This window comes from Tolypothrix tenuis PCC 7101, from assembly GCF_963874875.1.
Taxonomy (GTDB): Bacteria; Cyanobacteriota; Cyanobacteriia; order Cyanobacteriales; family Nostocaceae; genus Aulosira; species Aulosira tenue.
This window is the reverse complement of record NZ_CAWNJS010000001.1, coordinates 4,999,284-5,016,233: the sequence shown is the minus strand read 5'-3', so window position 1 is coordinate 5,016,233 and position 16,950 is coordinate 4,999,284. Positions and strand designations below refer to the sequence as shown.

General features: G+C 40.0%; 9 protein-coding genes and 1 tRNA gene. 7 read left to right on the top strand and 3 right to left on the bottom strand.

Going from position 1 to position 16,950, the window contains the following annotated elements:
• Positions 1-91 precede the first annotated feature (91 nt).
• Positions 92-1,207, bottom strand: coding sequence for an ABC transporter permease (locus tag AACU25_RS19920; protein ID WP_096578570.1), 1,116 nt, complete (start codon positions 1,205-1,207; stop codon positions 92-94).
• A gap of 281 nt (positions 1,208-1,488) precedes the next feature.
• Positions 1,489-2,358 carry an Npun_R2479 family HD domain-containing metalloprotein gene (locus tag AACU25_RS19915; RefSeq protein WP_096578568.1) on the bottom strand — a complete coding sequence of 290 codons (870 nt, stop codon included), beginning with the start codon at positions 2,356-2,358 and terminating at the stop codon, positions 1,489-1,491.
• A 1,263-nt stretch (positions 2,359-3,621) separates the two neighbouring features.
• Between AACU25_RS19915 and AACU25_RS19910 the strand changes: the two genes are divergently transcribed.
• The 5 genes from AACU25_RS19910 to AACU25_RS19890 all read left to right on the top strand — a co-directional run bounded on the left by AACU25_RS19910 (position 3,622) and on the right by AACU25_RS19890 (position 11,789).
• The gene (locus AACU25_RS19910) at positions 3,622-5,097 is read left to right on the top strand and encodes an efflux RND transporter periplasmic adaptor subunit (protein WP_199347253.1); all 1,476 of its coding nucleotides are present in this window, start codon (positions 3,622-3,624) and stop codon (positions 5,095-5,097) included.
• A 46-nt stretch (positions 5,098-5,143) separates the two neighbouring features.
• Positions 5,144-8,350 carry an efflux RND transporter permease subunit gene (locus AACU25_RS19905; protein WP_096578566.1) on the top strand — a complete coding sequence of 1,069 codons (3,207 nt, stop codon included), beginning with the start codon at positions 5,144-5,146 and terminating at the stop codon, positions 8,348-8,350.
• A gap of 64 nt (positions 8,351-8,414) precedes the next feature.
• Positions 8,415-8,486: transfer RNA gene (locus AACU25_RS19900), tRNA-Gly, on the top strand.
• Between the two features lie 209 nt (positions 8,487-8,695).
• Positions 8,696-9,868, top strand: a complete 1,173-nt coding sequence (locus AACU25_RS19895) for a site-specific integrase (protein ID WP_096578564.1) — start codon at positions 8,696-8,698, stop codon at positions 9,866-9,868.
• 1,672 nt (positions 9,869-11,540) lie between these two features.
• Positions 11,541-11,789, top strand: a complete 249-nt coding sequence (locus AACU25_RS19890) for a hypothetical protein (protein ID WP_096578560.1) — start codon at positions 11,541-11,543, stop codon at positions 11,787-11,789.
• Positions 11,790-11,862: 73 nt separating this feature from the next.
• Here the strand turns inward: AACU25_RS19890 and AACU25_RS19885 are convergent, their stop codons facing one another.
• Positions 11,863-12,216 carry a helix-turn-helix domain-containing protein gene (locus tag AACU25_RS19885; protein ID WP_096578558.1) on the bottom strand — a complete coding sequence of 118 codons (354 nt, stop codon included), beginning with the start codon at positions 12,214-12,216 and terminating at the stop codon, positions 11,863-11,865.
• 269 nt (positions 12,217-12,485) lie between these two features.
• On the opposite strand from AACU25_RS19885, the gene AACU25_RS19880 reads away from it, so the two are divergent.
• Positions 12,486-13,502: a hypothetical protein gene (locus AACU25_RS19880; RefSeq protein WP_096578556.1), complete on the top strand. Its 1,017-nt coding sequence runs from the start codon at positions 12,486-12,488 to the stop codon at positions 13,500-13,502.
• Between the two features lie 230 nt (positions 13,503-13,732).
• Positions 13,733-16,840: a hypothetical protein gene (locus AACU25_RS19875; protein ID WP_190445718.1), complete on the top strand. Its 3,108-nt coding sequence runs from the start codon at positions 13,733-13,735 to the stop codon at positions 16,838-16,840.
• The last annotated feature ends 110 nt before the right edge of the window (positions 16,841-16,950 follow it).

Genomic DNA, 16,950 nt, shown 5'->3' with positions numbered 1-16,950 from the left:
CCGTATTGCTTCCCTAGCTAGTTTTTCACGTTCTTTTTTCAAATTTGGGTGAAAGCTGAGATAAAATTCTTTTGACTTTTGCATAGCGGTATTAGCGTCGTAAACTGCGAGGGTCGAGTGCATCTCTTAGACCATCACCTAGTAAATTGAAAGCTAATACTGTGAGGATAATTAACACGGCTGGCGGCCAGATTAACCAGGGTTGTAGTACTAGAATAGAAGCATTACTAGCTAAAGAAAGCATATTTCCCCAAGAGGGGTCTGGTTGTTGAATTCCTAAACCTATGAGACTTAAGACAGCCTCAGCGCTGATAAAGCTGGGAACAGATAAAGTGGCGGAGATAATTATATAGGTGGCAGTTTGTGGCAAAACGTGACGGAGGATAATATACATTGGTTTACCTCCCATTGCTCTTGCAGCTTGTACAAATTCTCGCTCTTTAATTGATAGGACTTGTCCGCGAATTACCCTTGCTAAACCTGCCCAGCTAATTACAGAAGTAATGACTACAATTAATAAAAAGCGTTGAGTACTGCTTAAACCAGGTGGTAATACTGCCCCTAATGTGACTAACAAATAAATGCTGGGGAAAGTCATTAGCACTTCTGCGAGGCGCATAATTAAGGTGTCAATTTTACCGCCAAAATAACCAGAAATCCCGCCGATGAGTAAACCCAGGGGATAGGTGATAATCACACCAAATATCCCAATAAATAAGCTGATGCGACCTCCATGCACTAAACGGCTAAATTGGTCACGTCCTTGGTCGTCAGTACCTAAGATGTTAAACTTTGCTTCTCCAGTACTACCAAACAAATGCCAATTTAAAGGGATACCAGGGATAATGGTGACTTCGTCCCATTTAGGTGGTAGAGGTAAACTGAGTTGAAACAGGCGGTATTCTCCCCCGGAGACAAATAAACGTAGAGGTGAGGGCTTTTTGAAGTCTACAATGAGTTTGCGATCGCCTGTTTTTAAATTAGTATCTCCCTGCGTCGTGGGATAAATATGAGGCCCAATTGCTTGTCCTGATGGGGAAGTCCAATAAATTTTGGTGGGTGGTAGCAGCGAACCATTTGGCTGGGAAGCATAAGGATCGTAAGGGGCGATGAAATCTGCTGCAATTACTGCCAGATAGAATATCAACAGCAAAATTGCCCCAAATCTTGCCAAAGGGTTCTTTTTCAGTCGTTGCCACCAATCCATAGTTTTGATATGCAGTCAAGGTTTAATAGTTAATAGTCCGGGGTCAAGGGTTAATAGTCAAGCCCTGGGGAAAGTCAAAAGTTGCAGAGACGCGATTCATCGCGTCTGTACAAAGGTCAAAATTCTCAGTTAACTATGATAAATTTTGACCTTAACCCCTGCCTGTTGACTCTTGATATATTTTAGATTTTCGATTGCAGATTTTCAAAATATCAAATCCAGAATTTTGATTTCTGACCTTTGACTAAAGACGCGATGAATCGCGTCTCTACAAGTGTTGACTAATGACTGTTAGCCATTAACCGCAATTCTTCTTGTTGTTTTTCATGCTCGACAACAAAGACATTTGAGTAAAGATTAGCTAATATTTGTTTACCTTGCTGTGTTAACGCCAGATAACGTAATGCGTCTTTGACATAAGGATAAACACCATTCCAGTAAAACTTGGCGTAATTCTTGCGTAAATCGCCTGGGTTTTGATAGCCTAAGATTTTATTCATCCCAGTTTCTTCAAATTCATAAAATAAAGAAGTAATTTTCTTTAAATAACGCGGATCGCTGAGTTGTCCAATTAAGTCGGCGGCGCGGACTAAGCCTGCATAGTTATGTGTATCTTGATGGTCTTCTGCTTTGGGGACGGGGAATCTGGTTAATTCAATATTCGACTTAATTACTTCTGCATCGATTAATTTATGTCCACCAAAACGTTCATCAATAAATAGTTTGCCTCTATCAACATGATAGGGGATGAGACTAGCATCAGAAGCACCCGGAGCTAAAGAAATCATTTGCCCATCTTTACCTGTAGCATATAAGCCTTCTGTCTCCTGGTCTTGCCGACAAACTCCTTTGACATAGCCAATATCATGACAAGCTAAAGAGATAATGCAATGTAACCAATCATCACTGGAAACACCACCTTCGCGAATATGTTTACCTCGTAAAATTTCCTGTCCTACTAAAGTCACGAGAATTGTGTGTTCGACGTTGTGATATAAAGCATCGCTATTGGCAATATTTTCTAAAGCCATGCTCCCAGCCCAGGCAATGATATCTTGATAATCATGTTTTAAAGCGCCATAGGTGCGATGATAGCCTTCTCGAATTTGATTAACAAAAGCATCAATTAAAATTTCTGTAGCATTGAACATTGGTTTTGACTCACTGGGATAAGAATTTATTAACTATTTGTAATTCGTAGTTACTAATTTGTAATTAAGTTAATGATTGGAGTTTAGACCCTACCCGTAAAGGTACGTTTAATTACGAATTACGACTTACGAATTAGTAATTGAGTTGATTATGGTTATTGGGTAAGTATTCGGCAAAAATTTCTCACCAATCAACAGGCTAGTACAGCACGGCGTAAATAAAGTACCCATTAAAAATGGTGCAAAAGCTTAGAAGACAATTCTTTTGACTTTTGACTTTTGACTTTTGACTTCCGCGCAGCGGTACTAGTCAATTTTGCAAAATACGTTAAATTTCATCTTTAAAATGACAGCAATGCAGATTTCCTCCTTTGTTACTGGTTTAGAGTTTTAGCTCTATCTATTTTGATATTTTTCCCACAAAACAGGCTATCCTTTCATTAGCCTGCAAATAACAGGTTAGAAGCTTCGATATTGCTGCTTTATTCAGTTATAGTTTTTAGCTAAAACTAGTAGCCCCCTGCGGGAATTTGGATGGTTTCGTAGTCAAGGTTCAAATTCCCAAGTAGAGGATTAAAGTCTTGGCTAGGAATATGTTTTTCCCCCATGCTCAAATTCAGCAATGGAGAAAAAAATCCTGCATTGAAAGCCTAAGTACTGTTTTAGGCATCAGCACTGATGACTTTCAAGGTACTACTGTCTTTGTCAGATACATTGCCACAAATTATTCGGTTTTGTATAGATGTGCCTTAGCCCTATCTGGTTTTTTACTTCTATTATTTACGTATCAACAATCTAGATTGACGAGAGTTAGATACTAAAAAATCACAATAACTGCAACCTGATAAATAATTCTATAATTAGAAATTTCTCGAAAATTTGAGCCATATTCATCTTCTATACCCAGAAAAAGTAATAGTAGTTAAAAATTACTCAGTCTGTTTGCCAGACTGAAACTTCTGAAAAATTTGGATTCTTTGCACCTGTATTCACTTCCTTGCATTATAAATGCTGGTCAATATCATTTTAATACTAAAAATATGACAGTAATTCAGTGCAAATACTCATTGACAATATTTTGATTAACTAAATATATTGCAAATATTCTTCTATTGTAATAAAAGTACAACCTGTATCATGTTTCTATAGTGGGAATCGTGATAGTCAGAGCCTCAAAAAATGAGCTATATTTCATACAAGTTAATAAATTTAAACTTTTATTAAAAAATACCAGTAATTATTCATATTACAGGAGCTAGAGGTATGACTGTGGGTGATGAAAGTTCATCAAAAGTCGAAATGGAAGACTCTTTGAGGGCTGAAGATGCTGATTTAGGACAAAAACTACAGGATCGGCAAACTCGCCTATGGTTGATGCCACTTTTACTGGGGACTGGTTTGGGATTAGCGATCGCTTTTGGCAGTATGGGTATCTTAAACCATCGTCCTACTGGTCAACAAAATGCGATCGCCAAACCACCAGCAAAGTTGAAACCATCAATGACAGTTACCGTTGCAACTGTAGAAACTGCAAGTGTAGCACGGACTCTCAATACCACGGGTACTGTCGCCGCCTCCGATTTGATTCCTGTACTTCCCCAAACCAACGGACTGCAAATTAAAAAAATTCCTGACAATATCCAAGAAGGCGCTTTCGTCAACAAAGGGGATGTTTTGGCAGTTTTAGATGATTCCGTACTGCAAACTCAAATTACCCAAGCTAAAGCAGACATGGAATCGAAGCAAGCAGATATGGCATCGAAACAAGCCGATGTCACATCTAAACAAGCCAGTGTGTCATCCAATGTGGCGATTGTTAAGCAAAGACAAGCCGATTTAGCCCAAGCCCAAGCGCGCTTAGAGGAAGCCGAAAAGAACTATCAGCGATATCAACAACTGGCGGCTTCTGGTGCTATTAGTCAACAAGAACTGGATACTCGTTCCTATACAGTCAAAACTGCCAGAGAAACTGTGCGCGTTGCCGAAGAAAATGTTCGTAGTACCCAAGCAAACGTTGGTGGTAGTCAAGCAAATATCACCATTGCCCAAGCCAATGTCAACAAAGCCAAAGCCGATGTTCGTAATAGTGCTGCGAAAATAGGGCAACTGCAAGCCCAATTAGCACAAACCCTAGTTGTCGCACCTGTATCGGGAATTATTGCCGAAAAACTGGCAAGAGTAGGGGATATGACAGGGGTACCACCGCAAACTCAAGTAGGTAATGTGATTGGTGGGACGCAAAAGCTGTTCTCGATTATTCGGGATGGCAAATTACAATTGCAAGCAAAAGTTCCTGAAATTCAACTCTCCCTCGTGAAAGTGGGTGCAACAGTAGAAGTAACTTCCGATTTGGATCGCCTTGTAGAACTGCAAGGACGAGTCAGAGAGATAGAACCGATGGTAAACGACCAAAGACGAGAAGCCACAGTCAAAATTGACCTACCACCAACAAAATTGCTCAAACCTGGAATGTTTGCCCGCGCCGCCATTACCACCTCATCAACTTTAGGCATGACAGTACCGCAAAAAGCCGTACAAACCCAACCTGATGGCAGTGTAATTGTATTCATGCTATCGGGTGAAGACATTGTCCGCGCCCAGAAAGTAGAACTAGGAGAACCTCTAAACGGTAACAGAGTGGAAATCAAAAGCGGATTGAAATTAGGCGATCGCGTGGTTGTGAAAGGTGCAGGTTATCTCAAAGATGGCGACAAAGTACTGATATCCCCGGAAGGATGAAGTCTGAAAGTTCCCTAATTTTGAATTTTGAATTTTGAATTAATTTATGTCCTTCAATATCTCTGCTTGGTCGATTAAAAAACCTGTTCCCACGATAGTTTTATTCTTGATTTTGACGATAGTTGGTTGGTTTTCGTTCATTTCCTTAGGAATAGACACTAACCCTAACGTTGATATTCCCTCTGTGACGGTGACAGTCGCCCAACCAGGCGCAGGCCCGGCGGAACTGGAATCGCAAGTGACTAAGAAAATTGAAGATGCTGTCGCAGGGTTGGGCAATATCGACAACATGATATCGAAGGTCAGTGATGGTAATTCTACAACCACAATCAATTTTTTATTAGGAACAAACAGCGATCGCGCTACTAATGACGTGCGAAATGCGATCGCGCAAATTCGCCAAAGTTTACCCCAAGACATCAACGATCCGATTGTCCAACGTCTAGACTTCGCTGGCGGGCCGATCATGACCTATGTTGTCAAATCTGATCGCCGTTCTGTGGAAGAGTTAAGCAACCTCACAGACCAAACTATTAGCCGCGCCTTGTTAGCAGTCAAAGGTGTCGCCCAAATTAAACGTGTCGGTGGAGTTGACCGAGAAATCAGAGTTAACCTCGACCCCAATCGCTTGCAGTCTTTAGGTATCACCGCTACCCAGGTAAACGACCAAATCCGCGCCTTGAACATTAACTTACCTGGTGGACGTGCAGAATTAGGTGGTAGCGAACAAAGTATCCGCACATTAGGTAGCGCCGCCAGTGTGGATGTGTTGAAAACCTACGAAATCATCCTCCCCGGAGGCGGTTCCGTACCTCTTTCCAGTTTAGGAACCATCAAGGATCAGTTTGGTGACATCCGACAAACCGCAAGCTTGAATAACAAACCTGTGGTAGCCTTTCAGGTTCTCCGCAGCACTGGTAGCGTCATGGTAACAGTGGAATCGGGAGTCAAAGCCGCAGTTAAGGAACTAGAAAAAACCCTCCCTCCAGATGTGAAGCTGGATTTAGTATTTACCAGGGCTGATGTAGTTCGCCAATCCTATGAAAGCACCATCGATGAATTGATTCAGGCTTCCATATTGGCGGTGATCGTCATTATGCTATTTTTACGGGACTGGCGAGCAACATTAATTACCGCCGTCGCCCTGCCTTTATCAATGATTCCCACCTTTGCCGTACAGCAAGCATTAGGTTACACCCTCAACAACATGACATTGCTAGCCTTAGCCCTAGCAGTCGGTAACCTAGTCGATGATGCCGTCGTGGAAATTGAAAACATGGAACGGCACATGGCAATGGGGAAATCGCCTTTACAAGCCGCTTACGATTCCTCTGATGAAGTGGGATTAGCTGTAATGGCTTCTTCGGCTACGATTATTGCCGTATTTCTGCCCGTAGCTTTTATGGGTGGAATTCCTGGGCAATTTTTCCAACCCTTTGGATTTACGGTTGCCATTTCCACAATTTTTTCAACCTTAGTTGCCCGGATGGTTACCCCCATGATGGGAGCTTATTTACTCAAGGATAAAGCTCATACCCACAGTCAAGGAATACAGGATCAGAATCAGCCACGATTTATCCGATTATTAAATTTTAAATTTAAACTACCAACAACCAACAAAAAAACTACAAAACTTACCACTCTCAAGCCTCGGAAATTTCAGCCTTATAAATCGCTGTTGCAATTAGCACTGCGCCATAAATTAACAACAATAGCGATCGCGATCGCTTTCTTCATAGCTAGTCTGATGCTAGTGCCCATGATTCCCAAAGGTTTCGTTGATGATGGCGACTACGGACTTTCTAGTATTTCTATAGAAATTCCCCCTGGTTCCACCTTGGCAGATATGAATCAGGTAGTTACACAAACAACTAACATTCTCCTGAAAAACCCTCATGTTGCTCAGGTAGTAGCTACAGAAGATTTGAGTACAGCTACCCTCGCTGTCAATCTCAAACCCAAAGAAGAACGCAAGATATCGCAAAAACAGTTTGAGGAAGAAATCCGCCCCCTATTCCAACAAATACCAGGAGCAAGAATCAGTTTCCAAAGCCAAGTACCAGGTGATAGCCGTAAAGGTTTATCGATAGTTCTCAGAAGCGAAAATCCTGAAGCCTTAAGTCAAGCTGCATCAGACCTAGAAAAGCAGATGCGAACCATACCTGGATTAGTAGAAGTCTCTTCTAGCGCCAGTTTGGTAAAACCAGAAATTCTCGTCATACCAGATCCCCAACGCGCCGCCGATTTAGGTGTGACAGTGCAAGCGATCGCTCGTACCGCCTCCTTAGCTACCATTGGTGATAACGATGCCAACTTAGCCAAATATAATTTAAGCGATCGGCAAATCCCCATTCGTGTACAAATCGATCCCAAAGCCCGCGCAGACATCAACAATATCAAAAATCTCCAAGTTCCCAGCCAAAACGGTAGCTTAGTTCCCCTCCTCGCCGTTGCAGATATCCGCTTTGGAAGTGGCCCTGCAACCATCAACCGCTACGATCGCGCCCGTCAAGTTGCAGTCGAAGCCAACTTGCAAGGTATTGCCCTTGGAGAAGCAGTCCAAGCAGTCAATAAACTGCCGATTATGCAAAACCTGCCCCCAGGAGTTATGCAGCAACCCTCCGGCGGTGCAAAAATTATGCAAGACATCTTTAGAGGTTTTGGTAGCGCCTTAGGATTAGCAATTCTCTGCATCTATGCAATTCTCGTGTTGCTATATAACAACTTCCTGCATCCGCTATCGATTATGGCAGCCTTACCCTTTTGCTTAGGCGGCGCACTAGTAGCGTTAATGGTGATGCAAAAACCCTTGGGACTCTACGCCTTAATTGGGATTGTACTGCTGTTGGGAATTGTCACCAAAAACTCAATTCTGTTAGTAGATTACACAATCATCAATATGCAAGAGGGCAAAAGCCAACGTCAAGCACTAATTGAAGCTGGCGTGTCACGCTTACGCCCCATCATGATGACCTCACTAGCAACAATCGCTGGTACTCTACCCTTAGCATTGGGAATTGGTGTCGGTTCCGAAGTCCGCCAACCGATGGGAATCGCCATCATGGGTGGCTTCACAACTTCCACACTGCTGACATTGGTGGTAGTACCCGTAATATTTAGCTATATTGATAACTTCCAACACTGGATCATGAATACCTTGCGCTACGGTTTCGGCAAAAAACCACCCCGCCCAGCATCCAGCGAACATGAAGTCATCAGCCTGCCATCAGAGCGCGAAAAATCCGCTTCTTAAATTCAGCCTTGGCAGATTGTGGTATAATAGCAACTAGTTATAGCTTAATAACTAGCTGCTATTTGCGGGTGTAATTCAGTGGTAGAATGTCACCTTCCCAAGGTGAACGTCGTGGGTTCGAGTCCCATCACCCGCTTTTGATTCAAATCCTTACAGCGTAAGCCTTTCAAGGTTTTTCTATCTTGCTCATTTTCCTTGATAATCCCCATTATACCCTTTATCAGGTGCTTTTATTGGGTCATTAAAGGTCTTTTTGGGTGCGTTCTGGGCGTAAATTGGGCGTAAAAATTTGGGGTCAATCCAGACAGGCGTAAGATTGGGCGTAATTTTTTGTAGAAGAACAGCATGAAAGGTATAAAAGGACAAGTTAGCGTAGTGGCTTCCCACTGTCGGTTGCAATTACGATTTAGGTATGCTGGGAAGAGATACACCCTAAGCATTGGATTACCAGATACTATTGTTAATCGCAAGGTAGCTGAAGCCAAAGCAAGACAAATAGAGCTAGATATGCTTTCAGGTAATTTTGACGCTACTCTGGCTAAATATAAACCACCTGCTGCTGTCAAGGCGGTTAAACCCGCAATTACACCTCAGGCTACGTCAACGCCAACAATTGCAGAGCTTTGGGAACAGTTTGTTGAATATAAGCGTCCCCAGTGTTCCCCAAATACCATGAAATATATCTATGCTGTTTTCTCTAACTACATAAAAAAACTACCAACTCATGACTTAGACAAAGCAGCACAAATTAGGGACTACATCGTCAACTCAATTCCTCTATATTCTGGAAAACGTTTCCTAGCGCGTCTTTGTGCTTGCTGCGATTGGGCAATCGAATCAGGAATAATTTCTGAGAATCCATTTAAGGGTATGGCTGCAAAAATTAAACCACCTAAGTCATCCAACAGTGGCGGAATGAATGACATTAATCCCTTCTCCACAGAAGAAAGAGATATGATTATCCATGCGCTTGAAAGCGATCGCTTCTGTCCAAGGAAGTCAGGATTTAGACACAGCCATTATGCTCCTCTGATGAAGTTCCTGTTTGCAACAGGCTGTAGACCTTCAGAGGCGATCGCTCTTCAATGGAAGCATATTTCCCTAGACTTTAAGCAGATTACTTTTGAGCAAGCAATTATTGGAACTGATTCTGGAAAGCAAGTTAGACAAGGATTAAAGACTCAAGAACGCAGAAAATTTCCTTGTAATAATTCGCTCCAAACTTTACTCCAATCAATAAAACCAGTTGAGGCAACACCAAAATTATTAGTTTTCCCTTCTCCTGAAGGTAAACATATTGACCTGAATAATTTTAGAAGTCGCATCTGGAAAATAGTACTCAAAGGTTTAGCAATTGAGTATCGTAAAATTTATCAAACCCGCCATACTTTTATTACTCGCGCTCTCGAAGCTGGATTAGATGCTAAAGATGTGGCTCGCTTAGTGGGTAATAGTCCAGAAATAATCTACAAACACTATGCAGGTAGTATGCGAGAGCTGATTGTCCCAGAGTTTTAATATTAATTAACAGATTAAGATGTTTTCCGTCTTGTTTTTTTCTGATTAGACGGAAGCGATGCTAGATAGTTTTCTATTGCTCTCAAATGTGCTTGAGGATTACTAGCATGATTTTGTAGCCAGTCTAACACAAGTGTAATGTTGTACCTAACTACTCTTGAATTTATGGTAACCCAATGAATATCCTGTTGTAATTTGCCTTGGAGTCTGTATCTTTTTAAAGTACATTCTGATAAGCCAGTTAGTTCTGTTGCTACATGCTTACTGACAAATTGATAGTGTTGAGATTTGATGTTAGTTGGTAAATTCTTCATTAGAAAAAACTCCTTTAAACTTCAAGTCTATTTTTCTTGTTTCTGCTATTCACTAGGAAGAATGTTCTTCTCAAGAAGAAATATTTTTGATAAGATAAATAATTTAACTAATATATATTATTTTATAATCAATTTCTTTATTTAAATAAAACCCTGAGCTATCTAGAATTAGACTCAATAATTTATAAATAAATTGTTTAAATTGTCAATTTAGTAAATATCTTATTGCTCATAAATACAAAAATTTGTCAGAAAAACTTTAATAAATAGAAACGATAAGTTATTTAATACTATTTATTGTAAAGCTATTTTTCATCTCATTTAAAGCCATAAATAGTTATTCTTTGATAAATTCCTCACTACCAATAAATATCCTAACTACATTTCCTATAAGGCAGAAAATTCCTAGGAAAGCAGGGCAATACAACTAATTTAAGAATGTATTGTTTTGAGTTTATTCTAAAACACAAATAGGATTCAAGACAAACATTAATGCTAGGAAATCAACCCTATACATCGAACTATTGATACATATTTCTTTCTTGTTTGACAATTTTTTGTTGAAAAAATAAAAATTAATTTATATCAAGCAGTATAATATTTTTCGCATTAGTAATATCGTAATACTTAGCCAAAATAATAATTTTATGCTGTAAAAACAGGCTATACAGCCTATATTTTTTGTACGTGCTCCAAAAATTTTTGTAATTTACAATTACAGTAATTACCGAACACTGAATTTTTGAGAGAATATAGCATCAGTAGTTGCTAATCAATAGACATCCTCCCCTTGGTTGGTTCAGGAAGCTGAGAAATAAAAAAATGCTGAATATTCAATAAATTTCATCTTCTAAAATTAAAATATGATTGTTATATTTACTACAGTACTGTTTTACTTAATAGGTTTAAAAATTTAATTTTTTAATTAACTTTATAGGCAATATTACCACTGGGTAAAATAAAAAAATACAAGTGAATTGCCTTGGTAAGAACTATTTGTGTAGTTTTTAGCCTATTTTTTGCATAAAGCTACCAAATATTATTTGGCCCAATCATGGGCTGATAGTTTGTGTAGTTATATTGAAAATAGGCTAATACTTATTTGTATAAAATGTATTAGCTAAAAAAATAAAAAATCTGATTCGTGCATCTATCTCAAGATAGAGCAAAAAATTATTGAACTGAATTTATTCCTTTAGATAGATTTAGATAAAATTTAATCTAGGCAAAATCTTGTAATAAGTATCAAACGCAACAAAGAAAATCGTTCAATTATTTCTTATACAGGGAAGCATTCGTGTATTTAAGCACGACTACCGCACTGGGCAAAAATTACTGAACACTCACAAAATCAAATCATGATGAAGAGCAGAAAAACCCGTGCCCTGGCAGTACGTATTTTGATCGCTGACCAAGGAATCTCCTTGCAACGTCAATTATTCAACCGTAACAAATGTCTACTAGTACCACTTAAGAACAGTTTTCAGACAACCAGATTCACTACTTTGCAGTTAAGCATACTTACCCATCAAGATAACGATGGTTTAAAACTCGCCATCGCTAGAAACTGTTGTATGGTGACTAAAGTGTCGTTAGAAAGCGACTGATTATATTGCCACAAAGACTTTCTGAAAATAAACATATGACAGCGGACATCAGTAATGTTCACCCAAGTCAAATTTACTTAATCATTGCCTGCACTGACTGGCTTCTGCTGGCTAATGTTTCTACTGCCGCAGATGCTACCTGAGCAACAGCCTCTGTGGGGAGCGATCGCAATTTAGTAATAATCTGCTGTAATGTATCATCAGACGGCAACTCACCTTTTACCAGGTAGGTTTGCAGTTCCGCCAGCGTCCATCCTTTTAATGCTGCCAGCTTTTCAAGATTTCCAGTATCAGGGAAAGCCAAACCAGATTCCCAGAAATTCACACAAGACTTACTCACACCCAACTGTTGAGAGAAACGACGTTGTGATGTCGTACCTCTTAGCCCTTTAATGAATTGTGCTAATCTTTCTGTCTTGTTTGCCATATTAAGATTTTATACGTTTTCGGTGTGATTTTAGTGTCAAAGCTAATCAGACTGTACCTAATGCGGTAAATTACTAAGAATAAGCGTCCAATTCATTAGACATATGTGACTAAATAATCAGTCAATCGAGATTTTTCCGGATTGATAAACCATACCTATTGGGCGAGAGAACTATCTCGATTTTACTGTACTACAGATGGCAGTTCTGATGACGCGAACAGTAACTGGCATCAGGATTTTTGGCAATTCTTTACAAAATTAGGGTTTCTATGAGTGTTACTTCCCAACCCAATTCACTATTTCAATTAGTTGACCCCAACTCTGTGAAACCCCATCCATTGTATTTGTCGATTTACGGAGAATTAGAAGATGTTTCTGATGTGATGAGATTAATTCAAAACTCTCAGTACCCTAGACCATTACTGATCACGATAGAAAATACCATTGTTAACGGCCATCCTTATTGGAAAGCTGCACTGTTATTGGGTTGGAATCAGATTCCAGTGGAAGTAAGAGAATTTCCTAATCAGGAAGCTGAATTGGAAGCACTATTGTTAGAAAATGCTGACCGCAAAAAGACGAACGAACAAAAAGTGCGTGAAGCCATTGCTTGGGAACGAATCGAAAAAGCGAAAGCGAAACAACGACAACAAATGGCAGCCGCTACTACTAATCAAAAATTAGGCAGAAGAGTAGAAATAACGCTTGTGGAAAATTTTCCTGCATCGTCTCCAGGACAAACCCGCGATAAAGTAGCAAAGCTTGTAGGTTTAGGTAGTGGTCGTAATTATTCCAAAGCGAAAAAGGTAGTTACAGCAATAGATAAGCTCCGACAACAAGGCAATGACAAATCAGCTTTAGATTTACGAAAAGCCTTGAATGAGCAAAGTGTAGATGCAGCAACTAAACTGATAAAAGCACATCCATCCCAGAGTGCAAAACAAACAGATGATCAAGAACGCAGTTGTTGGAATTGTCAATTTTGCAGTAAAGAACAGGTAAAGGATAACCACACCTTCTACTGCTATAAATTTGGTTTGTTGAGTTTTCTAGAGAAGGATGCTCAAACAAGAGGCGAGGAATGTCTTGCATGGCGATATCGGTGGAGTGACTCTGATAGTTGTCAATCTCTACCGAAAAACTCGTATTTCACTCTCACACTGCCATCACACTTACAAATAATGTTTGAGGACGCAGCCAGAGCATCAGGAATGACTTTGGTGGACTGGACTTGTCATCATCTTTTACAAGCTGCCCAATCGTCGAAAATCCCTTTAGAAGTCTAAAAAATAGCTTTGAAGAAGAATACAGAAGTCAGAATAAAGGAATCAGAATCAATTAGTGAGGGATATAAAACCCTTGCATTCATCTGCCACTTGTATATAATTCATGCCCTCATTCTGACTCCTGACTCCTGTATTCGGTTCGATAAATCCCAAATTGAGCCAATTTAATCAAAAAACGTCATTTCTCTCCTTTGACTAGCTAAAGTTGCTGTATTCAAGAGCCTAAACTCATGCCAGGAAATCCCAAAAAAGGCAAGTATTCCAGCAAAAAAAATCCTTGTCCTGTATGTGGAAATACCGCAGGAAGTTGTAAGTTGAATGACGATGGTAGCCTTTATTGCTATCATTCTCTTGGTGACTCTGCTCCATCCGGTTACATCTACATCCGAGAGCTAGCAAGTGGGATGGGACAAGAGTTTATTACACCATTGGTGGCAGATGAATTATTTAGAGCTGCAACAGAGCTTCAAAATCGAGGAAAGAAAGCATCTAGTAAAGAAATAGCTCAATTGACAGGACTGCCTAACTCTTGGGCTAGAGCATTACAAAAAGCTTATCCATCAAGGTTTAGAGAATTTAATGACTTCAACTACCATCGCTCCAGAATTGTAGTGAAATCCAAACATCAAATGCCTAACAATCAACTCCAAAATCAACCTCAACCTCAGATGAAAGTTCTGAGCGAAGAAGAACGAGACAAACACTACCGGGCAATATTGTCACAACTACAACTAACAGATGCTCACCGCAATCATTTAACTGAAGTCCGGAAACTGAGTGAGTTTATTGATTTTATTGGCTTTCGCTCTTGGCAAACCAAGCAAGTCGAACACATCAGTGCTAATTTACCAGGTGTGGTCGAACGCAATGGTTCATTGTATTTATATGGTCAACCAGGATTATTCCTGCCAATTTACAACGAGATCAGACAAATCATCGCGTTCCAACTACTTCCAGATGACCGAAGTAGTGGTAAGTATAAATGGGGGTCGTCCACACCTGTGGACGGTAATGGCCCAAGGTTAGATAACGGGGAAATGCCATTAGCGTTCTGTCATCCTTTATCAATTCAACTATCCTCTATTGGTTTAGCTGAAGGAATTTTAAAAGCCCACTCAGTAGCTTGTCATCTCCAACAAATCATCATTGGTGCGCCAGGAGCAACTTGGGACTGTAGCCCAAACTTATTGAGACGTTACCTGGAAAACATTGCACACACTAGAAATATATCCTTATCAAAATTGGTGATTGATTTGTATGTTGATGCGGGTATGATTTCCAATCGGCACATCATGCTCCGCTATTATGAAACGGTCAAGTTGTTACAAAAGTGGGGATGTAAAATTCGAGTTGGTTGGTGGGAACAGTTAACCAAAGATCAACAGGATATTGATGACTTGATTATTCAAGGAGGTCGTCATCAGATCACTTATATTTCAGTTGATGAATGGATCTCGCTGTGGGCTGATAACATCCGCAATGATTTATTGTACATTTTTGTACAATTTAATACTTCTGATTGGGTAGCACCAGTGCAACATCCAGATAGGGCAGAGTTGGGATATTGGAAAAAAATTAAAGCCTCTGGTGGCGATGTCAAATGGCAATGGATTCCCAAAGCGGGTTTTAGTTTTATTGTCGAGCGGGAACTAATTGGAACTAACAATGCTTTTGGCGGATTAGTTCTACAGGTAAAGCGCAGTTATGATTCAGCAAATGAACAAGATAGGGTAGTAGTTCCTGCGGAAGCACTGCATCGAGTTACAGATTTTATTAATTGTCTGTCGCGTTCTACTGGCAAGGTTTATCTTGTCAATAAGTTAAAGCCAGAAGAACTTCACCAATATTTGCACAAAGAACTGGCAGCTTATCGAGAGCGAGGAGGTAAAGGATATAAATTATCAGAACGTCTCGGTCGGCAATCAGATGGCACTTGGGTATTTCCCGATTGTCAAATTAGCGCAGATGGAATGTTCCTGACAGAGGAACAATCTCTTTGGGTTCTCAATAACGCATTGATTGCTAAAGAAAAAATTCCTATCCCCAAAATCAACACAGAATACGAAGTAGAAGTTTTACCACGTTTAGTTTCGGCAATGCGAAACTTCTTTGGCGAATCTGGGTTTATGAGTGCATTTTTTACAATGGCATTCTCTGTGGCTGGACTATTTTATGATGAAATTCAGGAAGCAGAAGGATTTTTTCCTGTTTTAGGACTTTACGGAGATGCGGGAACTGGAAAAACAGTCGCTGCTGTGACAGCACTTTCGCTGTTAGGTTTCGACCATCGAGCGAAAATTAATCAAGCCTCAGAAAGTGCCTATCACGAACGATTTAAACTCATGGGTGGGTTAACCCAGTTTCTCGATGACCCCGATAAAACTCAAATTTCCTGGGTGTGTCAGCAAATTAAAACCCAGTTTGGTGGTGGGTCGCGTTCTGTACGTGAAAATAACCAAGACCCCCATAGTCCCTTGATAGTGGCTTCCAATTATTCGATTGGTGACAATGATCCAATAATTCTGTCAAGGTTGATTCGGTTGGAGTTTTCAGGAAACCCAAATCCCACTGCCTTCCCAGAATTAAGAGCAATTAGGAGGCTGTGTTCATCTGCTTTACCCAATTTAATCAAGCTTGGTTATCACCAACAAGGAATTAAAGATTTGGAATCACAGCTAATTTCCAAGTTACCCACAGCACACGCTAGGTTAGCATCAAGTTTGGCATTGGTTGGTTACTATGCTTTTCGCTTGGCTGAACTATCTGGTGTGGTTTGGGCAGATGAAGTTTGGGCTTATTTGAGTTATTTATGTGGCGAAGCAAATGAGGATGAATCCAAGAAATCCTCGCTTGATGACTTTGTGGATAAACTTTTGGTATTGCGATCGCAAACAGAAGTCGGCGAGTGGAATTGTCGCTTAATTACCGAAGATGGCAATCCAGAAAACGATAATTATAAATCGTTAGCAGTTTACATCCACTCTGTCTGGCCTGTCATGTCCCGTTACTTTAAATCAGAGTTACCATACAGCCAAAAGATGATTCGACAGCAAATCCACAAAGCAGGTGGAAAGACTTACAGCAAACAGAAGTTTCATTGCGACAAAGACTCTTCCATCGCTTATCAACGTTGTCAACTAAATGTTAGGGCTGATCTCAATGGAGAGATTGTCGTACCTAAATCACCACAGATGGCTACTCGCAGTTGCGTGGAAATTCCTATTGAGTTGCTTCAAGGGCGAATAAATAGTTTTGAGTTAGCTGGTCAAACAAATTTTTCAGTTGATCATGACAATAGTCAAAACTTGGTTACTAATTCCAATGAGGCTACAAGTTAGTTAAAAATGCCAATAGTAACTGCTGGGATATTTATCCTACAAGGATTATCTAACTATCTCAACTATAAGTTACTCAATCAAAATTCAAGCAACAAAATAATATTTTTAAT